The sequence below is a fragment of the Butyrivibrio sp. XPD2002 genome (assembly GCF_000423945.1).
Classification (GTDB): Bacteria; Bacillota; Clostridia; order Lachnospirales; family Lachnospiraceae; genus Butyrivibrio.
Genome location: NZ_AUIY01000001.1, coordinates 672367 through 698451, shown reverse-complemented (window position 1 = coordinate 698451; position 26085 = coordinate 672367). Strand labels below are relative to the sequence as shown.

Annotated in this window: 19 protein-coding genes and 2 riboswitches; of the genes, 15 read left to right on the top strand and 4 right to left on the bottom strand. The window is 41.8% G+C overall.

Annotated features, from left to right (window positions below; genetic code table 11):
* The 4 genes from G587_RS25780 to G587_RS0102935 form a co-directional block, all read left to right on the top strand.
* Window positions 1–180: transposase (locus tag G587_RS25780; RefSeq protein ID WP_026491028.1), on the top strand; the 180-nt coding region annotated here is incomplete at its 5' end.
* Between the two features lie 232 nt (window positions 181–412).
* Window positions 413–3229, top strand: a complete 2817-nt coding sequence (locus tag G587_RS0102950; protein WP_026491027.1) for a glycoside hydrolase family 3 protein — start codon at window positions 413–415, stop codon at window positions 3227–3229.
* Window positions 3230–3471: 242 nt separating this feature from the next.
* Window positions 3472–4110: an Ig-like domain-containing protein gene (locus G587_RS0102945; RefSeq protein WP_026491026.1), complete on the top strand. Its 639-nt coding sequence runs from the start codon at window positions 3472–3474 to the stop codon at window positions 4108–4110.
* A gap of 533 nt (window positions 4111–4643) precedes the next feature.
* Window positions 4644–5162: a GAF domain-containing protein gene (locus G587_RS0102935; protein ID WP_026491025.1), complete on the top strand. Its 519-nt coding sequence runs from the start codon at window positions 4644–4646 to the stop codon at window positions 5160–5162.
* A gap of 113 nt (window positions 5163–5275) precedes the next feature.
* Here the strand turns inward: G587_RS0102935 and G587_RS0102930 are convergent, their stop codons facing one another.
* From G587_RS0102930 to G587_RS0102910, 4 genes are all read right to left on the bottom strand, one after another.
* The gene (locus tag G587_RS0102930; protein ID WP_026491024.1) at window positions 5276–6145 is read right to left on the bottom strand and encodes a carbohydrate ABC transporter permease; all 870 of its coding nucleotides are present in this window, start codon (window positions 6143–6145) and stop codon (window positions 5276–5278) included.
* Window positions 6145–7197, bottom strand: a complete 1053-nt coding sequence (locus G587_RS0102925) for a carbohydrate ABC transporter permease (protein ID WP_026491023.1) — start codon at window positions 7195–7197, stop codon at window positions 6145–6147. Before G587_RS0102925 ends, G587_RS0102930 begins: the two co-directional genes overlap by 1 nt.
* Before the next feature lie 124 nt (window positions 7198–7321).
* Window positions 7322–8689 carry an ABC transporter substrate-binding protein gene (locus tag G587_RS0102915; RefSeq protein ID WP_026491022.1) on the bottom strand — a complete coding sequence of 456 codons (1368 nt, stop codon included), beginning with the start codon at window positions 8687–8689 and terminating at the stop codon, window positions 7322–7324.
* Window positions 8690–8979: 290 nt separating this feature from the next.
* On the bottom strand, window positions 8980–9993 hold the full coding sequence (locus G587_RS0102910) for a LacI family DNA-binding transcriptional regulator (RefSeq protein ID WP_026491021.1): 1014 nt from the start codon (window positions 9991–9993) through the stop codon (window positions 8980–8982).
* A gap of 209 nt (window positions 9994–10202) precedes the next feature.
* Between G587_RS0102910 and G587_RS0102905 the strand changes: the two genes are divergently transcribed.
* From G587_RS0102905 to G587_RS25775, 11 genes are all read left to right on the top strand, one after another.
* On the top strand, window positions 10203–11147 hold the full coding sequence (locus tag G587_RS0102905) for an adenylyl-sulfate kinase (RefSeq protein WP_242830017.1): 945 nt from the start codon (window positions 10203–10205) through the stop codon (window positions 11145–11147).
* A gap of 11 nt (window positions 11148–11158) precedes the next feature.
* The gene (locus G587_RS0102900) at window positions 11159–12877 is read left to right on the top strand and encodes an alpha-amylase family glycosyl hydrolase (RefSeq protein WP_026491019.1); all 1719 of its coding nucleotides are present in this window, start codon (window positions 11159–11161) and stop codon (window positions 12875–12877) included.
* Window positions 12878–13526: 649 nt separating this feature from the next.
* Window positions 13527–14252 carry an Ig-like domain-containing protein gene (locus G587_RS26825; RefSeq protein WP_081679306.1) on the top strand — a complete coding sequence of 242 codons (726 nt, stop codon included), beginning with the start codon at window positions 13527–13529 and terminating at the stop codon, window positions 14250–14252.
* Between the two features lie 159 nt (window positions 14253–14411).
* Window positions 14412–15704 (top strand): adenylosuccinate synthase, encoded by a 1293-nt coding sequence (locus G587_RS0102890; RefSeq protein ID WP_026491018.1) that lies wholly within the window; start codon window positions 14412–14414, stop codon window positions 15702–15704.
* Between the two features lie 65 nt (window positions 15705–15769).
* Window positions 15770–16051: a hypothetical protein gene (locus tag G587_RS21155; protein ID WP_035785348.1), complete on the top strand. Its 282-nt coding sequence runs from the start codon at window positions 15770–15772 to the stop codon at window positions 16049–16051.
* 11 nt (window positions 16052–16062) lie between these two features.
* The gene (locus G587_RS0102880) at window positions 16063–16671 is read left to right on the top strand and encodes an HAD family hydrolase (RefSeq protein WP_026491017.1); all 609 of its coding nucleotides are present in this window, start codon (window positions 16063–16065) and stop codon (window positions 16669–16671) included.
* A 208-nt stretch (window positions 16672–16879) separates the two neighbouring features.
* Window positions 16880–17413 (top strand): translation initiation factor IF-3, encoded by a 534-nt coding sequence (gene infC, locus G587_RS0102875; protein WP_330364376.1) that lies wholly within the window; start codon window positions 16880–16882, stop codon window positions 17411–17413.
* A 132-nt stretch (window positions 17414–17545) separates the two neighbouring features.
* The gene (gene rpmI / locus G587_RS0102870) at window positions 17546–17746 is read left to right on the top strand and encodes a 50S ribosomal protein L35 (protein ID WP_022760514.1); all 201 of its coding nucleotides are present in this window, start codon (window positions 17546–17548) and stop codon (window positions 17744–17746) included.
* A 46-nt stretch (window positions 17747–17792) separates the two neighbouring features.
* Window positions 17793–18149: a 50S ribosomal protein L20 gene (gene rplT, locus G587_RS0102865; protein WP_022760515.1), complete on the top strand. Its 357-nt coding sequence runs from the start codon at window positions 17793–17795 to the stop codon at window positions 18147–18149.
* Window positions 18150–18622: 473 nt separating this feature from the next.
* Window positions 18623–18703: riboswitch (cyclic di-GMP riboswitch) on the top strand.
* Window positions 18704–18828: 125 nt separating this feature from the next.
* Window positions 18829–24480 (top strand): SpaA isopeptide-forming pilin-related protein, encoded by a 5652-nt coding sequence (locus tag G587_RS21150; RefSeq protein ID WP_155829401.1) that lies wholly within the window; start codon window positions 18829–18831, stop codon window positions 24478–24480.
* 169 nt (window positions 24481–24649) lie between these two features.
* Window positions 24650–24732: riboswitch (cyclic di-GMP riboswitch) on the top strand.
* 169 nt (window positions 24733–24901) lie between these two features.
* Complete coding sequence (locus G587_RS25775; RefSeq protein ID WP_026491015.1) at window positions 24902–25942, top strand: hypothetical protein; 1041 nt, start codon at window positions 24902–24904, stop codon at window positions 25940–25942.
* The last annotated feature ends 143 nt before the right edge of the window (window positions 25943–26085 follow it).

Here is a 26085-nt window from a genome sequence, read left to right as displayed (position 1 = left end):
GGTTCATTTGCAAATGTAAAAGAAGACATGAACTTCAGAAGATATTTGTATAAGGGGACGAAGAATGTTCTTGCACAAAGCGTGTTGCTTGCAATCGGATTCGATATCAATAAACTGCATCACAAGATTATGGCCGGCCGAACAGGAACTCATCTTTTTGAGCTAAAGAAAACGGCATAATTTTTGATCCTTAAAAATCAAACTCCTGTATCTGATCCGAAGATATCTTCGGACTATTAAGTTACTCTAAAAATATGAGATATGAGCAGAAAGCAGATATAAGTACCGATTTTTAGGCCTGAAAAAAGGCCATCGCCTAGATGATTTAATCATCTAATGCGACAGCCCCTTTTCATAGATAATCGGGTAAATACAGTTGTAGACTGAATAAATTGAACACAGGGAGAAAACTATGGCAAAAAACTGGGATATTGAGAAATTCAAAAAGACAGCCAGAGCAGCTGCAGCAGAGGGTATTGTACTTCTGAAAAATGACAATAATGTACTGCCTGTTGAGAAAAACACAAAGCTTGCAGTATTTGGCAGAAGCCAGATGAATTACTATAAGAGCGGCACAGGCTCAGGCGGCATGGTTAACGTAGACTATGTTATGGGAATTTACGAGGCTCTTAAGGCGTCAAAGAAATATAAGTTAAACGCAGATGTGCGCAAGGCCTATGAGGAATTCGTAAAGGAGAATCCTTTTGATACAGGTGTGGGCTGGGCAGCAGAGCCCTGGTTCCAGAAGGAGATGCCTCTTAGCGATGATTTTGTGAAAAGGGCTGCGAAGGAATCTGATACTGCAGTTTTCATAATCGGAAGAACCGCAGGAGAGGATCAGGACAACAAGAACGAGCCCGGAAGCTATCTTCTCACTGATGAAGAGAAGGATGCGATGAAGCAGGTCTGCAAGGCATTTTCACGCACGATCGTGCTTCTTAACGTGGGCAATATCATTGATATGAAGTGGGTTAAGGAGATTAACCCTTCAGCAGTTCTGTATGTATGGCAGGGCGGACAGGAGGGCGGAAACGCTGTTCTTGACGTGCTTACAGGTGATGTGAATCCTTCCGGTAAGCTTGCTGACACTATCGCTGAAAACATCGAGGATTATTCTTCAACTGCGAACTTCGGCTCAGAGAAGAGGAATTTCCAGACAGAGGATATCTACGTTGGATATCGCTATTTTGAGACCTTTGATAAAAAGGCAGTTCTCTATCCCTTTGGATATGGACTCTCATACACGACCTTTGACGTAGCACTTGGCGAATTCGCATACGATAAGAAGGACGGTGTATCTCTTGAGGTTCTTGTTACCAACACAGGTGATAAAGCAGGAAAAGAGGTTGTTCAGGTGTATTTTGAGGCGCCTCAGGGTAAGCTCGGAAAGCCTTCAAGAGCGCTTTGCGGCTTTGCTAAAACTGATGTACTTGAGCCCGGACAGATGCAGTGTCTTGAGTTCGACATTCCCAAATACTGGCTTGCATCCTATGATGACAGCGGCGTGACAGGACATAAGTCAGCCTATGTTATGGAGGAGGGTGTTTACAGAATCTATGCAGGCAGCGATGTAAGAAGTGCTGAGGAAGCAGGAGAGTTCGAACTTAAAAAGCCTGAGGTTATCTGCGAGTGCGAGGAGTCTTATGCTCCTGTAAAGGATTTTGAGCGCTTAAAGCCGGGTAAAAAGAGTAGTGATGATGCTGTTTATGCTAAGGGCACTGAGAAAGTACCTACAAGAACTCTTGATCCTAATAAGAAGAGAAAGGATAACCTTCCAAAGGAGGTTTCTTATACAGGCGATAAGGGATATAAGCTCTCTGATGTTGAAGCAGGTAAGGTATCCATGGAGAAATTTATCGCACAGCTCTCCGATGATGATCTTATTGCAATGATGCGCGGTGAGGGTATGTGCTCACCTAAAGTAACAGCGGGAATTGCAGGTGCCTTTGGCGGTGTGACAGATAGTCTTGCAGGCTTTGGAATCCCTGTGGGTGGATGCTCAGATGGACCCAGCGGTATTCGTATGGACTGCGGAACACACGCATTTTCACTTCCTAACGGAACCTGTCTTGCATGTACCTTCAATGAAGAGCTTAATGAGGAGCTCTTTAGATGGGAGGCTTTAGACCTTAGGAAAAACAGAATAGATGCTCTCCTTGGACCCGGTATGAATATTCACAGAAGCCCTCTTAACGGCAGAAACTTTGAGTATTTTTCAGAGGACCCTGTTCTTACAGGTAAGCTTGTAACAGCGCAGCTACGTGGACTTCACAAGTATGATGTTACAGGTGTTATCAAGCACTTTGCAGGTAACACTCAGGAATACAGAAGACACTTTGTAGATAACGTCGTATCTGAGAGAGCTCTTCGTGAGATTTATCTCAAGGGCTTTGAGATTGCGGTAAGAGAAGGTGAGGCAAGGGCTGTTATGAGCACCTACGGCCCTGTAAACGGCATCTGGACCTCAAGCAGCTATGACCTTCTTACTACAATGCTTAGAGGTGAATGGGGCTTTAAAGGCATCGTAATGACTGACTGGTGGGCTATGGGTAATGATGAAGCAGGAGCTCCCGGGGATTATAAGAATGTATCTGCCCAGGTTCGCGCTCAGAATGACCTTAACATGGTAAACGGAAGTGCAGAGGATAACTCCAATGGCGATGACCTTCCCAAGGCTTTGAAGGATGGAAGACTTACCCGCGCTGAGCTTGCAAGATGCGCAGCAAACATTTGCGAATTCCTTCTTAAAACTCCTGCCTACAGACATTTGCTTGGCGAGGAGTCAGCACTTGATAAGGAGCTTGCAAAGGCTGTTTCAGAGGACGATGCTAAGCTTCAGGATATGATAAAGATGACTCTTAATGAGGGTGAAACTGACCTTGATACCTCTCTAATAAATGTAGAGAAGGGCGCTACAACAGCCTTCGTAGTGACATCAAAGACAAAGTGCCTCATGGATATGGAGCTTGTGCTCAGGGCAGATAACCAGCCTGATGTTGCTCAGCTTCCGCTGTCAATTTTCCAGGATAAGATGCTGATAAAGACAGTGACAATTACAGGAATGGACAAGGAGTGGAAGACAGTAAGGATCAATATGAATCCTGCTATCATGAGTAACTTCTATCTTAAGTTCTACTTTGCGCAGGGCGGTCTTGAGATAAAGTCAATTAAGATAATTAAGACTAAGGATCTTGAGGAGGAATTTAAGCGAGGAATTACAGAATTATAATTTACGTAAGTAATATATAGAACCGGTACGGAGTAATGTTTTTTTGGAATAAAATTTCATTACTCCGTATTATTTATAAAAAATATATTTCAAAAAACAGGGAGTATAAACGATGTCTTAAATGTTCCTTAAGCATACACTATTTGAGTTTACTTATATCCGTAAAAATGATAATAATAAACTATGGGGGAAACACAAAATAATAAGGGTTATGATAGTTTTTGTGAAAGGAGATCATTCTTATGGGTAAGAGAGTTAGTTTCAAGAGTGTCATCTCAGCAGCTATGGCTGTTGTTATGGCATTGACACTTTGCATTATAGCAATCCCTGCTTATAATGTAGAAGCTGCAAACAAAAAGGTTACAGTTAAACTGGCAGAAAATGATGGCGAGAAAGACATCGATATGGCTGTTGGAGCTAAGATTCAGCTTAAGGTAAAGAAGGATGGAAAGACCCTCGGAAAGAAAGCTGTTACTTACAAGGTAAGCGGAAAGAAAGTTATTTCCTGCTCAAAGAGCGGACTTATCACAGCTAAGAAGGCCGGCGACGCTGAGATTACAATCAAGGATAAGAACAGCAACTTCACAGCTACAGTTTATGTAGAAGTTGGTGGCGGCAAGAAGGGCAAGAATGACGACAAAGAAAAGCCCGAGAAGATCTGGCTCGATAAGTCAGAAATCTGGCTCGAGGTTGGTGAAGGCTATCACGCAAGCGTATTCACAAGACCTGCAGGCATCGGCGGCGGTGTTTCATGGACAAGTGAGAACAGCGACATTGCAACAGTAAGGGATGGATACATCAGAGCTGTTGGTCACGGCGATGTTAGAATTCACGCACAGAAGCGCGGCAGAGATGCTTGCATGATGGTACATGTAAACTGATCAGCAAGTTTCGAGATAGCTAAGCATAAGGAGATGCAGGACGAAGGCCTGTATTAGGAAGAAAAAAGTTAATAGTGCAAATAAAGAGGTCGCATCCCATTTGTGTGGGATGCGCTTCTTTTTTTATTGAATAGGAAATTCTTATTCAATAAAAAAGCACTCCGTGGGATGCACACTCGCGCGAATGGAAGATGTTGCATTCTGCAACCGCGTCTACGTTCCACTTCGGTCGTTGCAAAGCAGATGTCCCCCGGACATCTTGCAACGGTGCGAGAGTTTTGCAAGCAAAACTCTATTTTATGGGAATATCTATTTTATATAATGATCGGATTGTCTGCAATCAATTCCTTTGATATAATCGGAATCTGAGGGGATTACTGCTTATATGCAGAATGAAGAAAGTTAAAAGGGGAATCAAAATGTTTAAAAAAGCCGGAATGAAGTCCATAAAGATCAAGGCTTTAAAGGGATAACATTTATTTGACTGACAGATGAATAGACATACACAAACAGACAGGAGGAAATATAAATAAATGGCATTATCTAATTATGTAGAATCAATGATCGACGAAAAGGATTGGTATATAACCAATTTGTCCAATGTGGCAGCCTGCCTATGGCAGCAACTCCCGGATGTAAGCTGGGTAGGATTTTACCTCATAGCAGACAAGGACATTCCTATTGGAAGCGGTGCCAGTGCAGAAGCTCAGGCTAAAATCATCAACCCTAATGCAGTTAACACAGAGCTTATCCTTGGACCCTTCCAGGGGAAGGTAGCTTGTACACATATTGCCCTTGGAAAAGGAGTGTGTGGAGTTTCAGCATCTGAAGATAAAACACTAATTGTCCCTGATGTCTCAAAGTTTGCTGGTTATATAGCTTGTGACAGCGACGCTAAATCTGAAATTGTTATCCCGCTTAGAAATGGTGAAGGCAAGGTTATCGGCGTCCTCGATATAGATAGCAATACCATGGGACGTTTTAATGAACCTAATGATGAGAGTGCAGACCTTGAGAGATGCGCTGAGCTGATATCCAAGATTCTTCCTTGAATTAACAGGGATTGATTAACTTCTTGAATATACCATTACATAATAAAACCCCTTGGCAGAGGCGAACTGCCAAGGGGTTTTTATAATGGAATGGGTTTAGTAAACTAAATTTATTATCCCTTTACCGCACCCTCGATCATACCTTCCATGATCTGCTTCTGAGCGATGAGGAAGAGGATGACCATAGGCAGGATTGCAAGAAGTGCAGCTGCCAGGATCAGGTTCCACTGCTTAACGTATGAACCTACGAAAGCCTGAACCGCAACGGGAAGAGTCTTTACGGGACCATTCTGACCAAGCATCATTGAAGGAAGAAGGTAATCGTTCCAGATCCACATTCCGTTAAGAATTGTTACTGTTGTAATAACGGGTGAGAGAAGAGGGAAGATTACTTTGAAGAATACCTGCTCAGGTGAGCATCCATCAATTGATGCAGCTTCTTCAAGATCAAAAGGGATTCCCTTAATAAATCCAACAAGGATGAATACTGTCATAGCACCACCGAAACCGAGGTATGCAAATACGATACCGGGTACGGACTTAAGCATCGGGATACCAACGAACTTTCCGACATCTCTGAATGTAGAGATAAGAGGAAGCATAACTACCTGGAAAGGAATGATCATTGATGCGATGAATGTAAAGTAAATGATGTTTGACCAAACTGTCTTGTTACGGCAGATAACCCATGCTGCCATGGAACCAAGTACTGCAAGAAGTACAAGTGACAGAATAGTGATGAGTGCTGAATAACCAAATGTCTGCCAGAAAGTAAAGCTCTTGTTGTTAATAACATCATTCATGTTCTTTGTAAACTGTCCGAAAGATACACCGTTGAATCCGATAGGATTTGAAGTGATATCTGCTGACTGCTTAAATGAGTTTACGCAAACAAGGAAGAAGGGAAACAGAACATATGCAGCGATAATAATTGCGATTACAAGTCTTATAACAACACTTGATGTTTTCTCTTTTGTATGCATTATAATTCAACCTCCTTCTTATTAGATATACGAACCTGTAAAATTGATACACATGCAAGAATTATGAAGAACAGTACGGCCTTCGCCTCACCAAATGCGTATTCGTTCTTGATAACTGCTGTGTTGTAGATGTTAAGAGCGAGCATCTCAGTACCGTTTGTGAGGTAGTTATCAAGGATATCTACTGATCCGGTACCATTTGTGAGAGCAAGGTTAACATCGAACTGCTTAAATGCACTTGTAAGTGTAAGGAATGTGCAAATTGTGATGGTAGGAGCGATCATCGGAATCTTTATCTCGAAAAGAGTCTGAAGAGGCTTAGCACCATCGATGGCAGATGCCTCAAGTACGTCGCCTGGGATAGTATTAAGACCGGTGATGTAGATGAGCATTATATAACCTGCATACTGCCAGATATATACGATAATAATAGCAAGGAATGCTGTTTTTGTATCCGCAAGCATAGAGTACTGGGTATGTAAGAGCTCTGTAACTACATTACTGAAAATGAAGTTCCAAATATAACCAAGTACGATACCTCCGATAAGGTTCGGAAGGAAATAAGCGGCTCTGAAGAAGCCAAGTCCCTTTATTCTGGATGTGCACAGAAGTGCAAGCAGGAAAGCTACCAGATTAACAAGGATCATATTAAATACAACGAAAAGGAATGTGATGAATATTGACCACAGGAAACTTGCCTGAGTGAACATTCTTGTGTAGTTGGCAAATCCAACTGCATTCTTAACTCTGATTCCATCCCAGTCTGTAAAGGAATATCCAATACCAAGAACGAGAGGAATAATTACTGTTACCGCAAAAGCAAACAGAAGCGGGAACAGGAAAATGATATTGATGATAGTACGGTGGTGTTTGATTGTCGGATAGAAATATAAGCCGGCAATGATGCCTACAGCTCCAAGCACCAGTGTAGCTCCGCGATATGATACACCTGAACCCATGATATCCATCGCCAAAGACCATATAACAAGTGCAACACCGGCAATCAGGAATAGGATTGACATAACTTGCTTACTAGCAGATGGTGTTTTCATAACTTAATCTCCTTATTATTGAAGAAGCCTTTTGCTTTTGCCTCAAATGATCTGAAAATAGAAACTCTTAAAATTAGTGAAAAACTGGGGCAGAGCATCTAGCCCTGCCCCGGTCAAGTCATTATTAGTTGTTGTAGTAACCAGCAATAACCTTAGAAATCTTGTCTGTGAACTCAGCAGCGTCCTTAATTGTGCCCTTAGCATAGTCAGCGAATACCTGACATGTCTCGTTCTGAAGACCATCCTTCTTAAGCATTGTGTGCCATCCGCTGTAGTTACCAGCATCGATGTAGCTCTTCATGCTCTTGTAGAAAGGATTTGTAGCCTCATACTGGCAATCATCGAAAGGAGATACAAGACCAGCCTTGTTTACAAGGATATCCTGTGCAGAATCGCCTGCGCACCAGTTGAAGAATGCCTTAGCAGCATCTACGTTGCCGTCCTTGTAAGCTACCCAGTATGACGGAGGTCCAGCAATGATTGTGTTGATGCCATCCTCGAATGCGTAAGGAGCGAAACCAACTTCGAAGCTTACATCCTCGGGAGATGTTACACACCAGTTACCCTGTGTGATGAATGCATACTTCCCTTCCTTGAATCCGGCAACCTGGTTATCATATGTACCATCTACAAGAAGGTTAGGATCTGAATACTGGTTCATCATGCCAATGAACTCAGCAAACTTGTTCATTCTGTCCTCATCAATCTTACCACCGTCATTAAGCATGTCGATGTAAGTTGTGTCGTCAGCCTTAAGACCAGCGTCAAGGTACTGACCAAATACGTGTGTTCCTGAAGACCATCCAAGGTTTGCAGGCTCAGCGCACCAACCAAATACAGCTGTGATGCCAAGCTCATCCTTCTTGGAATCAAGTGTCTCACAAGCCTCTGCCCAAGCAGCGGGAGATGTGAGAGAAGCAGGATCAACACCTGCAGCCTTAAGTACGTCAGCGTTATAACCAAGAGCAGTAGCTTCTACTGTATAAGGGAAGCCGATTGTGCCCATGTTTGCGTCAACGAGCTCGAATCCTGTCTTATCTGTCCACTCTTCACCAGCGAGATCAGCAAGCATGCCATCCCATGTTGCAGCCTGGTTAGCTTCGATAACGAAGATGTCAGGCATGTTGTCAGCCTGGTACATTTTCTTAAGCTCATCACCAGCACTTGTGTCACCACCGATTGTCTCGATAGAAACTTCGTTACCAGTCTCAGACTTGTAAAGCTCAGCGAGCTCTAAAAGCTGATCGTTGATCTCAGGCTTACCATTAAGAAGACGAATAGCACCTGCAGCAGCTGTTGTATCAGCAGACTCCTCAGTAGCTGTCTCCTCTGTAGCCTCCTCAGTGGATGTTTCTTCTGTAGCTGTCTCTGTAGAAGCCTCTGCAGTAGAATCAGCTGTGTCAGCAGCGGGTGTGTTGTTAGAACCACCACAAGCTGTCATGCTAAGAACCATTGTTCCAGCAAGAAGAATAGATAATACTTTCTTTTTCATGTTACCCTCCTTATTGTGCACTTTGCTAATCAGTATATGTGATTAGCGGTTACTTTTGCGCATAAGTTTTATGCTGAAATAAAAATACCACGCCAACAGGGAAAATACAAGTATAAATTTCGAAAAAATTGCTGAAAAATCTATACCTTACGCGTGAAAGTAGACTATTACTGGCTTTGTGCAAAACAATCAAAAGTATTAAAGTTTTATAAAAAAGAGCAATGTGCATGATAGCACATTGCTCAAACGTTTTAGAGTATTGCATGGAAACTATTGTGTAATTTGTATACTTAAACCCTAGCTCTTACCGTATCTCGAATGATAAGCTCTGTTGGAAGCTGTATCTGCTTGGGAGTTTTTTCACCTCGAATTCTCTGAAGCAGAGTGTTGGTGGCAACTATACCCTTGTCCTTGACGTTCTGATGAACAGTAGTAAGAGCGGGGCGGTGAAGCTGACCAAGTAATGTATCATCGAAACCGGCAATGGAGATGTCGTCGGGGATACTGAATCCGCGATCCTCAAGAGCACACATCAGCTGGACTGCGTAAAGGTCGGATACACACATGACCGCATCGAATTCTTCTGCGCGGTGGCAGATTTCTTCAAGAGAAGCTTCGATTTCATCTGTGCGGGGTCTTATCTGAAGAAACCAGTCTTCTTCATAATGAATGCCATTTCCCTCAAGGGCATATTTATATCCGGAAAATCTCTCGTAGTCGACGCCCTTCATATTATCAGATAGGAATGCTATTTTTTGATGACCCTGTTTGATCATGTAATTAACCATGTTGAAGCAGCCCTGTCTGTCATTCAGTCCTACATTTATGAAATGCTTTAACCCTTCTATACTATAAGTATCTATACATACGATGGGCTTTTTATACTTTTCACTGACACGGATTCCGTCATTGTCGATCATACCGAAAAGCAGAAGACCGTCTACATTCCAGGTGGAAACGTGACGCATGATCTCGTCGGTGTCACTTGAAATGTACAACATCATAAAGTAGCCGGCGTTTCTGATTGATTCCTCTATACCACCTATAAGTTCGGATACAAAGGGATCCATTAGAAGATTCTCGTATTTGTCAGCTCTCGCCTTAAGTGCAACACCTATGATCTTGGACTCATTCTGTGCAAGATTTCTGGCATTGATATTAGGAACGTAGTCAACTTTTTTCAGATAATCTTCAACTATTTTAATTGTAGCCGGAGATACCTCTCCCGTTTTTCCATGAATAACATTGGAAACAGTAGTTGTACTCAGATTTAATTGGGTTGCAATTTCTTTTATCGTTATCATAAAAAGTCCATTAACTAAAAAAATTAACTTTACAAAAGTTCAAAAATGATTATAGTGTTAAAATATCACAGCGAAATTGCGCTGTCAAAAACTAAAAAATGCACATAATATAAGTAACTTTTGCGTTAAAGTTGTAACCAGGCAATTTTTAATCAAATTTATTTGAAAGGAACCACATAATGAATTCAACTTACAACAAAATCAATCCTATGAATGCAATAACAGCAGACATGGTTCAGACACTTGCACAGAAGGATATCCAGATTCCTTCCGATATACCTCATGGTGATATGCCGGGAGACAAGATCGAGATTGGCGATAGCCATATCGCCAAGGCAAAGACAATCTTCCCTAAGTTACTTGAGGAGCTTTCAAAGGTTACAGCTTCTAACCCTTACGGAAGAGCAGTAATTACAGTTTGCGGAGGATCAGGCGTAGGAAAGTCTGAGATCGCATCACTTCTTTCTTATATGCTTGAGCAGTCAGGCATCGGAAGCTACACAATGTCAGGTGATAACTATCCTCATCGTATTCCTATGTACAACGATGCTGAGAGACTTCACACATTCAGACAGTGCGGTATCAGAGGCATGGTTGACGGCGGAGCCATGAACGCTGAGAACTACAAGATCGTGAAGGGATTCCAGGAGCAGAACGATGATGCTAATGCTGAGCATGTAAAAGAGTATCCATGGTTTGATTCTTATCTCAGTGCAGGTAAGAAGGGACTTGATGCTTACCTTGGAACTCCTAACGAGACAGATTTTGCAGAGGTTGATTCCATCCTTGCAGCATTCAAGAGCGGAGCTGACAAGCTTTGGCTTAAGAGAATGGGTAGAGATGAGACAACTCTCTGGTACGACGAAGTAGATATGACTAATAAGCAGGTTCTTATCATTGAGTGGACTCATGGTAACACAGACTGCATGAAGGAAGTTGATATTCCGATTCTTCTTAACAGCACACCTCAGGAGACTCTTGAGCACAGAAGAAGCCGTGCCCGCGATGGTAAGGTAGACAGTCCTTTCACAATGATGGTTCTTGAGCTCGAGCAGAATAAGCTCGTTGCACAGGCTCACAAGGCTAAGATCATCGTAAGCAAACAGGGCGAGATCATAAGCTATGACGATTTTAAGAAGTTAATGGGAATTTAAAAGGAGTAAAAATGAGTAAATTTGTAGATAACGGACCTATGCTCAATGCATACCCCGACAGCTGTGGCGGTACACTTGGTGATATCGTTACCATGCTTGAAAAGGAAGAGTTTAAGGATACTTTCAGTTCATTCTATATTCTTCCCAGCATATATAACACTGACCTTGACAGAGGATTTTCCGTAATTGATTACGGTATTAATAAGGAACTTGGTTCCAAGGAGGATTTCGACAGACTTCGTGCACTTGGAATTGACCTTAAGCTTGATTTTATTCTTAATCATGCTTCAGTTTTATCACCTCAGTTCCAGGATCTTCTGAAAAATGGTGAGAAATCAAAGTATGCTGACTTTTTCATTAACTGGAACAAATTCTGGGATGGTTGTGGCGAGATGACTGAGGAAGGCTATATCCAGCCTGATCAGAAGTATATTAAGGATATGTTTTTCAGAAAGCCCGGACTTCCTATCCTGATGGTTCGTATGCCTGACGGAAAGGAGATTCCGTACTGGAACACTTTCTATCAGGAAGTACAGTACAGAAGACCCGATGCACAGGATATTATCCAGGCTGTAGAGGATTATAAAGAGAAAAACGTCAGCACTTCTGCTTCTGAAAATGAGCAGGGCGGCGGAAGAATGCAGTACATGACTGCAGAGAGAATCGCTAAGAGTGTCTGCGAGGGACTTAATGAGGGAAAGAAACCGGAAGAAATCGAATTTGGGAAATATGAAGAATATAAGGAGGCTGTTTTAGAGTTTCTTGCAAACGGAAGAAAGTATCTTGGTCAGATGGATCTTAACATCAAGTCTGATCTCGTTTGGGAACACTATGAGAATACTCTTAAAACACTTTCAGGTTACGGAGCTGCGATCGTAAGACTTGATGCATTTGCTTATGCTCCCAAGGAACCCGGAAAGAAGAACTTCTTAAACGAGCCCGATACATGGGATGTACTCGAGAAGGTTAAGGGAATTGCCGATAAGAACAATCTTCGTCTTCTTCCTGAGATTCATGACAGCTACGGCGCAGGAATCTATGAGAAGGTTGCAGACAAGGGCTACATGACCTATGACTTCTTCCTTCCCGGACTTCTCATCTATGCTATGGAGAAGAATAGCGGAGATGTACTTGTTCGTTGGGCTAAGGAGCTTACAGATAAAAATATCAGAGTTGTTAACATGCTCGGTTGTCACGATGGTATTCCGGTTCTTGATCTTAAGGGATTCATTCCGGATGATGAGATCGAGAAGCTTATCGAGGTAGTAGTCGGAAGAGGTGGTCTTGTAAAGAACCTCCACGGCCAGAAGAATATGTACTACCAGGTTAACTCTACATATTACAGTGCGCTCGGTGCTGATGATAAGAAGATGCTCTTCGCAAGAGCTGTTCAGATGTTCATGCCCGGTAAGCCTCAGGTTTGGTATCTTGACCTCTTTGCAGGTAAGAACGACTACGAGGCAGTTGAGAGAGCAGGCGCAGGTGGACATAAGGAAATCAACCGCACCAACCTTACAAACGAGGCTGTTGCAGAGATGATGAAGAAGCCTGTTGTAGAGAAGCAGCTTGAGCTTTTAAGACTCAGAAACACAAATCCTGCCTTCGGATTTGATTCAAAGCTCACTCTTGAGCAGGACGGGTCCGTGACAAAGTTTATCTGGGAAAAGGACGGAAACAGAGTAGCTCTTAAGGCAGACTTTGCTACTTATGACTATGAAATAGAGGCTTGATAGTATAACTTCATTATAAAAACATAGTTGTAATAAAAAAGTTATATACTGCCAAAAAAGGTTATAGATTACTAAAAAAAATAATATTCAGCTTTTAAAAAATTAACCCCTAATTTATAGACTGGTTATTTTCACCCCAATAATATTTATTAGTGTTCGGTACAATACTCCTAGTAAATATGATGTTCTCAAAGGAGCAAGTAATGGTATGAGCTTTCCCTTTGAGAAGGATTGGGGGTAACACATGAGAAATTTTAAGAGCAGACAGCTAAAATCAGCATTTGTGCTTCTATTTGCCATGCTGATTTTTTCTATTTCATGTCCTTACGTAGGTGTTACAGCCTATGCGGAGGAGGACCAGGACATCAGAGTGGTGTTCGAGGATGATGATGAAATAGACGACGATGATGACGATGATGAAGACGACGAAGACGACGGCGAAGATGAGGATGATGCTGATGATGAAGATGATGGCGATGGCGCTGATACCAAGGATGATAACGCCGACCAGGGAAAACAGCCGGAACCCTCAAATAATAGCAATACTACTAATAATAGTAAGAAGTCTTCAAAGTCTACAAGTCGCAAGACCCATCGAAAGGTTACAGTAGAGGCTTCAAGTAAGGCTACTACTTATTATGATAAGGTTGTGCCCGGTGATGATATCAGAATCACTGTAAAGATCAGAGGGCATAAGGTAAAGAGTAAGAAACTGAAATTTTCCTCAAGTAAGAAATCTGTGGCTTCCGTATCAAAGGATGGCGTTATCACAGCCAATAAGAAAGGCACAGCCAAGATTAAAATAAGAAGTAAGACAAATAAGAAAGATAAGTGCACCATGATAGTTACTGTTGCTGATAGCTCAGTAAGGACACTTTTCATAGGTGATTCCAGAAGCGTTGATATCTTCTCGGGATCAGAATCTTCAATTCTTGGTGAAGTGCACGATGACATTGTTGTATGTGCCATGAACAGTGCGAAAATATTCTTCATGAAGGATGTTCTGAAAAACAGCGACTTGAGCGACTATGACACGATCATAACCTGGATGGGTGCAAATGATTATGGTGCGTTCAATCCTTATAAGAAGAATTACTCCAAGCTTGTTTCATCAGGCAAAAAGCTTGTGCTATGCACAGTCGGGGCATCCGGGGATCAATACATGCCACCTCAGGATCTACCGTATTTTGGAAACGGAGTAATAAACAGCTTCAATTCCCAGCTCAAGAAATGGGCCAAGAAGAAAAAGGTTGATACAATACCTTTGTTTGAATATGTTCAGAAAAATGTGCACGTAGATTCAAAGGATGGAGTGCACTATTCGCCAAAGCCCAACAAGAATATATGGAATTACATTTTAGATAATATAAGTTGATCTTTTATATTTTTCTTTCCAGTGCCCAATAGGTGCATTTACTTATTTTCTAATATGTAGTATATTATCAGTTGGTTATTTAGAAAATTATTGTTATGGATATGGGTTCCTTAGTGGTGCGCATATCCATAACCTTGTAACACAGAATGGAGAACAAACATGGTAAAAGCAGTAGTTGGAGCAAACTGGGGAGACGAGGGAAAAGGTAAGATCACAGACATGATGGCTGATCAGGCCGATGTGGTTGTACGTTTTCAGGGAGGCGCGAACGCAGGACATACCATTGTTAATAAATATGGCAAGTTTGCATTACATACACTCCCTTCAGGAGTATTTCATCAGAACATTACTAATATAATCGGTAACGGTGTTGCACTTAACATTCCTGTTCTTATAGGAGAGCTTAAGGCAGTAACAGATCAGAACGTTCCTACACCGAACCTTCTTATTTCAGATCGTTGCCAGATCGTAATGCCTTATCACATCCTTTTCGATCAGTATGAAGAGGAGAGACTTGGCGGTAAGTCATTTGGTTCAACAAAGTCAGGTATCGCACCTTTCTATTCAGATAAATATGCTAAGATCGGTTTCCAGGTTAATGAGCTCTTTGATGAGGAGCTTCTTAAGGAAAAGGTAGAGAGAGTTCTTGTTACAAAGAACATCCTTCTTAAGGAACTTTATCACAAGCCTGAGATTGATCCTACAGAGCTTCTTGAGACTCTTCACGAGTGGAGAGATATGGTTAAGCCTTATGTGGCTGATACAGCTCTTTTCCTTGAAAAGGCTAATAAGGAAGGTAAGACAATCCTCCTTGAGGGTCAGCTTGGAACAATGAAGGATCCCGATCACGGAATTTATCCTATGGTTACATCATCATCTACACTTGCTGCTTATGGCGCAATCGGTGCAGGTATCGCACCTTACGAGATCAAGCAGATCGTAGTTGTTAACAAGGCTTATTCATCAGCAGTTGGAGCAGGTGCTTTCACATCCGAGATCTTCGGTGAGGAGGCTGACGAGCTCAGAAGACGCGGTGGCGATGGCGGTGAGTACGGCGCTACAACAGGACGTCCTCGTCGTATGGGATGGTACGACTGCGTAGCAAGTAAATATGGCTGCAGACTTCAGGGTGCAACAGATGTTGCTTTCACAGTACTTGATGTTCTTGGATACCTTGAAGAGATTCCGGTATGTGTAGGTTATGAGATCAACGGAGAGGTTACTAAGGACTTCCCTGTTACACATCTCCTTGAGAAGGCTAAGCCTGTATACGAGACACTTCCCGGATGGAATTGCGATATCCGCGGAATCAAGAAGTACGAGGATCTTCCCGAGAACTGCCGCAAGTATATCGAGTTCATCGAGAAGGAGATTGGATACCCGATCACAATGGTATCTAACGGACCTGCTAGAGAAGATATTATCTATCGCGAGAGCGCTCTTAGCAAATAAGATGATTTTTACCGGGCTGTCACAGTTAGTGTTGGCAGCCCGTTTTACGGTTTTAAGGAGAAATTATGAAAAATAGCGAAACACCGATGTTTAAGAGAGTAATTGCTATAGCAGGCATTATCTTACTTGTTGGTATATATGTAGTTCTTCTTTTTGAGGCTATATTCGGCGAGATGGGCCCTGGAAGTGCTTTTGCAGGCTGTGCGGCTGCTACGATTGCAATACCGATTTTACTGTGGCTTATTCTGTGGGTATATACCGCGCTTACAGGCAACAGAACAGTAGCATCAGCAGATCCCTATGGTAAGAATGACGTCCCTGCAAAGGACAGCAGTGACGCAGAGTAAGAGGCTTAGTTATGGCAATAAGTACAGTGATTTTTGATATAGGTAATGTCCTTGTGGACTTTTGCTGGGAGGATTTCCTTAGAGATAAGGGCTTCGATGAAGAGATGGTTCAGAGAATCGGAGATGCCAGCACCAGAACAGAGGCGTGGAATGAATTCGACAGAGGTGTTCTTGATTCCAAGGGAATCGTGGATGGCTTTGTGAAAAACGATCCTTCTATAGAAAAAGAGCTCCGAATGGCTTTTTCAGATCTCACAGGACTTCTTAGAAAAAGAGAACGCACAATGCCCTGGATCAAGGCATTGAAGAAGGCAGGCTACAAAGTGCTTGTTCTTTCAAACTTTTCAAAGCAGGCACTTGAACCTAATAAGTTTATGAATGAATTCCTTGATGAGGTAGACGGCGGAATTCTGAGCTATAAATATAAGATCATTAAGCCGGACCGCGCTATATTCGAGCTTATTACCGATAAATACGACCTTGTTCCGGAACAGTGCGTGTTCATTGACGATACTGTGAGGAACATTACAGCCGCTAAGAAATTCGGAATGAACGGTATAGTATATAACTCCTATGAGCAGGTTGAATCAGAGCTTCAGGCCCTGGGAGTAAATTATTGAAAAAATATTGTTGACACACCAATAGCTGTGTGATATATTTTGCTAGTATGAAAATAAAGCAGAGGTTTCCACTCTCACCCTGTGGCGCAGGCTCCAGGCGTTAATAAATTTTCGATGTTTATCCTTTCAGGATTTTATCTGCGAATTTGGATGCAGAGCATAGATGATTGTTAAGTGGATTCTTTTGCGAATCCACTTTTTTTGTTTCGTGAATTGGAGGTACAAAACAATTAGCAACAACGATTTATTCATCAATGAACAGATCAGAGACAAAGAGGTTCGTGTAATTGGAGTTGATAACGAACAGCTTGGGGTAATGGCCATTCAGGATGCCAGAAAGCTTGCAGATGAGGCAGGTGTTGATCTGGTGAAGATCGCTCCCAATGCTAAGCCGCCTGTTTGCCGCATCGTTGATTACGGCAAGTTTAAGTATGAGCAGCTTCGCAAGGAGAAGGAAGCACGTAAGAAGCAGAAGACTGTTGAAATAAAAGAAATTCGTTTGTCACCCAACATTGATACAAACGATCTTAACACCAAGGTTAATGCAGCAAAGAAGTTCCTTGAGAAAGGTAACCGTGTAAAGGTTACTCTGAGATTCAGAGGACGTGAGATGGCACACATGGGTGCAAGCGTTCACATTCTTACAGATTTCGCTGAGGCACTCAGTGATATAGCTGTTATTGATAAGCAGCCCAAGGTTGAGGGACGTAGTATGACAATGTTCCTTACTGAGAAGAAGTAATTGATTGTTTCTCTTCAATAACCCTTAGGAGAGTTACATATAAAGTAATTGTTCAGAATCGTTTCTATGGATGATTACACTGCTTAAATTAGCAGAGAATTTTAATAATTTACAGCATAGGAGGATTTAGTTATGCAGCACAAGATGAAAACAAACAGATCTGCTGCCAAGCGTTTCAAGGTAACAGGCACAGGTAAGCTGATCCGTAACAAGGCGTACAAGCGTCACATTCTTACAAAGAAGTCTACAAAGAGAAAGAGAAATCTTAGACAGGCAGCAGTAGTTGATGCTACTAATGTAAAGACAATGAAGAAGATTCTGCCTTACGTTTAATCTTAAGAGCAGTACCATTTGAAAAAATATTTAGGAGGAAACCGAAATGGCAAGAATTAAAGGTGGCATGAACGCCAAGAAGAAGCATAAAAGAGTTTTAAAGCTCGCTAAGGGCTATAGAGGCGCTAGATCAAAGCAGTATAGAGTTGCTAAGCAGTCAGTTATGAGAGCACTTACATCAGCATTCGCTGGTCGTAAGCAGAAGAAGAGAGATATGAGATCTCTTTGGATTACACGTATCAACGCTGCAGCTCGTCTTAACGGTATGTCTTATTCAAACCTTATGCACGGTCTTAAGCTTGCAGAGGTTGAGATTAACCGCAAGATGCTTGCTGAGATGGCTGTAAATGATCCTGAAGGCTTCAAGACTCTTACAGAGATCGCTAAGCAGAAGATTGCATAACATAAACATGACTATTGCAAAGGTTTTATAAATTGTATCTTATGGCAAGATAATTATTAAGTCGCGCTATCACCAGATAGGGCGACTTTTTATTATTCTAATCTAAAATGTGTGTCTGTAATTTCAATAATTTCCCGTTTTGAAATTCTTATTATAAGAGGATAAAGTTTATAAACAAGGATAAACTCTTGCTTAAAAAACTATGTAAACCCTTGTTTTTTGCATAGTTTCTATGTAAAGTACATCATAGAGGGAGAATGAGTACGAGTAATACTTCCGATGTCAGGCATCAATTCGCTCATAAAATCATATATAAATGAAAACTTGAAAAATACTTTTAAAAAATGATATTCGCTATTGATTTTTTGAATCATACAATGTATCATAAATTTAGATACAGATGTGAAATATAGTTTCAAATATGATAGTCTGCTACTTACGAAGGTGGCCTTACATCTGTAATTACATATGGTAAAGATTCAGGGCAAAACTATCGTGAGGTAGTGACGCAAAGCTACAGGGTCTGTTTTTTGAGCAGATAGCCAGCTGCCTGTACTATTTAGAACAGGTATTAGTCGATAATGCTTGTGATAAATATTTGTGCAGATGAATTTGTTAAAGCCCTGTTTGCATTGTTCAAACAGGGCTTTTTTATAGGAATTTCAGGGATGAGATTCTTGTGGGAAGGTTTTATAGAGCAATGCCGAGACATGTGGGAAAAGAGAAATTAAATGAATACCTGAAGAAGCACGAATTTCTAAAGCGCTGGCTTTCTATTATGCTTGTGCTTTCGCTTCTTGTGGGAACAGGAACACTCTACGCCATGAACAGAGGTGCATCAGCAGTCTCAGAAGAAGGTGCTGAGGAAGTCGGAATGGTTCTGGAGGACTATTCAGATGAGGGCTCTGATGGTGGTGATGATGGAGTTGTTTTTGCAGACTCTGAAGATGAAGAGGAAGAGTCTTATGACGACAGCAGCGAGGAATCAGAAGAAAGCTACGAAGATGAAACAGGATCAGAAGAGACTGAGGAAGCGGTAGAACCTGAAGAAAGCTCTGAGGATACAGAAAATACAGAGGAGAGCACAGAGGAGAATTCTGAGGAAACTGAGAACATAGAGAATCCTGAAAATGAGGAGAATGCTGAAAACCCTGAGAATCAGGAAAATACAGAAGAAGTAGCTCCCGAGGAAACAGCGGAGAATCCTGAGACAGAAGAACCTACAGAGGAAAAAGAGGATGAGATCACAAAGGATATCATTCTGAAAATTTCTTACGTTGATGATGAAGGCAATGTTCTTACTGATAATGATGGCAATGCCTATGCAGATGAAGAAGAGATAGTATTAGACGAAAGCGTTGAGCTTCCTGAGGATGCAGCAGAGCTTGAGGGCTTCGAGTTTAAGAAAGCTACCTATGATGACCTTGAGATCAAGAAGGTCGATGTGAAGAAGTACACAGCCTCTGATGAGACTGAGTATACATATTATGAATTTGTTTCTGATGATATGCCTTCCTACGATGACTACGAGCAGGATGAAGAGGGCAAGTATATCAGCAGAATTAAGGAAGATACCAGCCTTGTTTTCGTATATGAGAAGACCAAGACAGAGGAAGAGGAGTCCGAGGAAGAGAAGAAGGCTGAGAATACAGAAGAAGGAAAGGTCGCAGAGCAGGATATCCCTGAGTCAGTAGATCTTGCGGAGTATGTAACGGAAACTGTAATCGAGAGATTAAAAGAGGATGGAACCTGGGAAGCAATAACAGAGGCTGACATCAAAGAGGGTGATCATCTCCGTATTACAGTTAAGTACAGCATGCCTCAGGAAGCGGCACTTAGTGATGATATTCACATGAGCGTTCCTGAGCAGTATGGAAATGTTATTTCAACACAGCCTGATCTTGATGATGGAAACGGCACCGTTGAGGCTACAGAAGATAACCAGATAAAGGTCAACTACAGTGACGAATACAAAAAGGAGAAAATAGCCGGCGAGTCCGAAGGAAATGACCAGGATAAGACATCTGAGGAAGCTGCTGATACAGATGAAACATCCGAAAGTGGCGAAGAGGATGATAAGACTTCAGAGTCCACAGATGACAATGCAAAACTGAAAAAAAGCGGGAGTCTTACTTCCGCTTTGCTTTCATTTGTATCACCCGTGATGGATTTTTTTGACGGCTTCACAATCGTTGCCCATGCAGCAGGGCAGGATTATGGCAATGCAACTGGGACTCTTACTTATGAGACCATAGTTGATTCAACTAATGACGGTGGCATGAAGATTACTGGAGTATCAGTTAAAAAGAACCCTGATATTCACTGGAATTCAGATGGAACAAAATCCTACACTGGCGGAACTGAGATACAGAGTGGCGCACAGGTAAATCAGGGCGAAGGCCTTATCTTCAGACTTGAGTATATCCTTAAGATAGGAACTGTAAGTAAGGAGAAGCCTTCAGTTACTTATGCCCTTTCAAATCATGGTATAACTGTAGACCAGGCAGCTAGCGGTTCTGTTTACAACGGTAATAACGAAGAGGTTGGTACCTTTACAATCGATGAAAGCGGACTTATTACAATAACCTTCCATGATGAGTTTGCAGATAAAAATAAGACAAATGTAATTGATGACAGCTATTTCTTCTTCTATGCCACTGCAAAGGGAGATGAGGGCAAGGAAAAGACAACCAGGATATACGAGTTTGGAAATGACGTCACATTTACAATAGAAATTTTAAATGTTAAATCTCCGGATTTGACACTTAATAAGAAGATACTGGAGGACTATTCGCGGGCATCCGGAAAAATTAAATATCAGATAACTCTTAGCACCGAGAACGGCTCAGGCACAGAGATTCTGTTTAAAGACTGGCTGGAAGTATATAACAACTGGTCAAATAACAATAACTTTTTGCAGGATCTGACTAATACTGCTAATGCAGGTGCTACCGGAGATTTTAACTTTATTAAAAAGTACAGCGACGGAAGAACTGAAGATGCAAGGCAGTATATGTCGCTAAACAGTGAAAATTACGTGGTTCTTCAAAAGCTTGAGGCGGGAGAATCCTATGTTGCCACATATACACTTAATGTTCCGGACGTAATAGCAAAGTCCACTACACCGCTCAGATTAAAGAACTACGCGGAAGCTACCTTCAACGGATCAAATAAGAGAGAGGTAGCGGTTTATTCTGACTTTTATGGTGACGTACCTACGATTAAGAAGAGCGGAAAGGCTGATAAAAATAAAGGTGAGGTAACCTGGAACATAACCATAAATGAAGGACATGTTAATCTAAAGGGCTACAACTTATCTGACCTTATATACAAATTTGAAGATAGTGGCTGGACACAGGTGACTACTCCTTATATCGGAGAGCTTACCGTAAAGAGCGTAGAAAAGGGAAGTGCTGAAAACTACGGACCATTAGCCAAGGGAAGCACAATAACACTTGGTGAAAACGGATATACCTTTACTCAGGATGATTATTGCAAATATGAATTTACTTACACTTATAAGTATTCTGAAAATGAAATTATCTATGGAAACCTGAAAAATCAAGCACGTATTAGCATTCAGGGCTCACAGAGCGGTAATACTGCTGAAGCTTTTGTTTGGATTGGAACTATCGATCCTGCAAGTAAAACAGCTGAGGGTGTGAGCATAAACGCAGATGGAAGCGCAAAGGTATCCTGGAAGGTTACACTTAACGCTCCTATCCGCAGGAATGAAGGAACAAACAACCAGGAGTACTGGAGATTCTATGAGATGCTCACGGATTCTGACGAGGTATTCACATCGTCAGATATAGAGAACCTAAAGAGTGCGATCAGAAGCGTTTATAGCGGAAGATTTGAGGTATCAGCTTTAGATAGTAAAAAAGCCGGAACTATAAGCGGAACCAGAACTCTTGAAATAAAGTTCTACGATGACATAACTGAGACAGTATCATTTACATTCAGCACGACCGGTAATATCGGAGACGGAAAAGGTTCAGTTTTATTCAAAAACAGAGCGGCTGTATATAACAAGGATGTCTATGCAAGAACAGCGCAGCAGTCCTTCGAGCCTTTTGTTAGAAAGTATGACGGAAAAAATATTGAGAAAGAGTCCGAGGTCGAATACTACACTGAAGACTGCTACAAGCAGGGAATACTTACCTGGATAATCGAGGCGAATATACCGGCAAATAATGAATTGGGAACACTGTATGTAATTGACACATTGCCTTCAGGTGTCTCTTTAATTGAGAACGGAACATATAGCGGTAAATTCCTGTATGGAGTTGAAGTCTCTGAAAACAACAACTTCAGTGGAGCAAGTGGATTTGATGGCGACCAGGCAAGCCTTAACGGAGTAAGCTTCTCTAAATCCGGTGACTCGGGCAATGTAATCATCAGCTTCGATGGCAAGGCAGCCGGTGGAAAGAAATTATATTTCAGAGTACATGCGAAAATAGCAAATGATTATGACTTTGCATCAGTAGGAACCGCTTCTTTTACTAATAACGTTGTGGTTAGCAAGGATGACAGTGGAAGTGAGAAGCTTGGAGAGGCTTCCCAGACACAGAAGGTAACAAAGACAGAGTATGCGATGACCAAAAAGAGTCAGCTTGCATCGGGAAGTATTAATACAATTGAGTATGTTCTTGATGTTAATCCCGGCGCTGCGGATCTTCTTCAGGGGGGTGACACACTTACATTAACGGATGTGCTTGAATCAAAGTGCCTAAAGGATTACACGATCTACCTGGTTCCTGATTCGGCTGTCGCTTATGAAGTGACCACTGATGAAAATGGCGTTGAAACAGAAACACCGCTTTCACAGTCAGAGTACTCATATAGTCTTAGCAGCTATGAATCTGAGGCTTCCTACTATGGAGGAAACGAGAAAGGTAAGTTTGTATACAGCACAATAGTATTCAAGATACCTGATGGAAAGCACCTGAAAATAAAGTACAGATATACCTTTACAGGAGAAACAAATTCCAATGTTGAGCTTTCTAATGACGCGAAGCTTGAAGGAATATCCTTGGAGCACGATTCAGCTAGCAACAGTACAACGGTTACAATTCAGGATGCCGGAGCAAGAGCTAACGTAAGAGGCATTAACCTTTACAAGGTGGATGCTGATAACAGCGGAATAATGCTTCAGGGAGCGATTTTCTCACTCAGCTATTATGATGGTACACAATGGGTAGAGCAGAAAAATGAGAAATCCGCTGATGGAACATATACGACAGACTCCAATGGACTAGTGGCGATAGCACCTCTTGTCTACAACGTTGGATACAAGCTTGTGGAGAAAACGGCGCCTCAGGGCTATGCGAAGGATGAAACACCTATCTGTTTCTACATACCTTCTGCAGATACAGAGAATTACAAGCTTAAGCTGCCTGATAACTTCTTTACAGAGCTTGGAGGAAGTGAGTTTACCGCAGGCCAGCCTGTATATGCTCCCAATAAAAAGAATTCAACTTCATTTACAGTCAAGAAGGATTGGGTAAATGCTGATGATGTTACAAAGCCATCAGCCATTTCAATAAGGATTGGGAGAAGACTTGGAAATGTTGTCAGCGGAAAGTCGGATTCCTCAGGGCTTGGAAATTACTACACAGTAAACATTGACAGGAGAAATCCGAATAACCAGATACTTGAATATGTGGGATTTCCGTCTGTAAAGGATGGTTCACAGCTGACATTCACCTTTGCTACACATGGGAATGATCTTACTAAGGTCATAATCAATGGTGAAGAGCATACATATGCTGATGAAGTTAATTCGAATTCAATAGCCAGGTTGACTAAGACCATTACGATTTCGGGAAATACTACTATACAGATATTGAACGGATGGCAGACCTGTGACAAACCAATGGCCAATGTTTCAGCTACAGTTGCTTCATCCGATGCAGGGCTTGATACATCAAACAGTACCAAGGGAGCCACCGGAGCTACAGTCGGAGCAGAGGATATCGGTTTTAAAAAAGAAACAACAATAACTGCGGTTGACGGCTGGAAGGTTACATTAAACGGACTGGACAGATTCTATAAAGATGATACAACCGGCATTACATACGAGTGGCTATATTATGTTTCTGAGGTTGCAAACCTATATTACACGGCAAGCTACTCTGACAATAATTCACCTGGAGTAAATTCCGGGACAATAACAATTACCAATGCAAGAAATGATGTTCAGGCATATGTTCTTCCATCTACAGGAGGAAGTGGAAGAATACCTTTCACAATAGGTGGACTTGTTCTTGTAACACTAGCTCTTGTGGGTGAGGAGTATTTCAGGAGGAAACGAAGAAAGCGAAAATAAGATCAGTTTATAAAAATTATAAGGTACATAAACTATCCTGGGAAACTCAGTAAAAATCAGTTTCCCAGGAATAAATAAAAAGTTCAAAAAAGCGCATCTTTTCTATTGATTTTTATTTATGGCTATCATATTATGAGTGTGCTGTAAATAACAAAATATGGTTAAGCGAAGAAATTCAGGGCAAAGCTACCGCAAGGTAGTGACGCAAAGCTAAAGGGTCTGTTCAATGGGGATAGACAGCCAGTTGCTGGTGCGCTTAGTAAAGGAAGCGCATCATTATTATTCTTTCTTTTGATGCAAAGCCTTGTTTGAACTCAAACGGGCTATTTTTTTGCCATAAAACAGGTTCAGCTGCTCTATAAACATAGTACGAGGGGACTATTTTGAAGCATTTATATGTGGGGATGAATTAAGGAGATTCATGGCACGTAAAGAACTTAGGAAATTAAACAGGAAAGAATTACTGCAGATGCTGGTTGAGTTTTCTGAAGAAGCAGAATCCATTAGAGCTCACGAAAAGGAGATGCAGAATCAGTTCGACAGGGAACGTGAACAGCTCCTTCAGCAGATGGCTGATGAGAGAGCAGAGCTTCTTGCAAAATTCGATGAAGAAAAGGCTGAGATGAGAAGTAAGTTCACACAGCAGAAGGAACAACTGATCGCACAGCATGCAAGGGAGAAGGCCGCTTATATGCAGCAGGCTGCTATAGAGAGAGCCAACCTCCTAAACGGCTTCAATGAAGAAAAGGCAGAAATGCGTGAGAAGTTCAATGAGCAGAAAGCCAAGGCAGAAGCTTTGTTCCAGAAGGATATCACGGGACTTAGGGCAAGGCATGAGCGTGAATTTAAGGGCTTCCATGCGAGACTGGAGAGAGAAAGAGATGCTCTTCACGCTGAAGAAGAAAAGAAGCTTATGCAGATCCAGGATGCAGGTACGCTTGCAGAGGCGATACTTTCCATAAACGGATTCTTTGAGGCTGCTCAGAAAGCGGCTATACAGTACGAGGAAACTGTTAAGAGGATAGAGGCTATGCGAATAGCCGAGGCCGAGCGCGGCTTTAAGCCGGAAGAAGAGGGTGAGGCTGAGGAAATGCTCAGAATCAAGGAACTCTCCGGCGGACTTAAGAAGGCAGCAGCCAAGAAGACAACCACCAAAAAGACAACCACCAAAAAGACAACAGCCAAAAAGAAGGCTGAGCCGGAAGAGACTGTTGAAGAAGAGAAGCCTGAAAATACAGTAGAGAACGTTGAAGAAGAGAAGTCTGAAAATACAACCGAGACTGGTGAAGAAAAAAAGCCTGTAAAGAGGACAAGAAAGACTTCAACAGCGAAGAAAACTAAGGAAACTACCACTGAGGAGAAGTCTACTGCAACTAAGAAACGCACAACAAGAAAGATAACCAAGAAGGCTGAAATAGATAGTACTGATACGGATAAAATGGAAACTGCCGCAGAAAGTTAAATGTTACATACATAAGAAACTATTGTTGTCAAGTACGGATTATGAATAGCTTAGTGCATAATTCGTATACATAGAAGTTTATAAAAATTTTATAATTGGTAAGCTACGCTTCGAATGTAATGTTCTTATGCGGTTAAGCACAG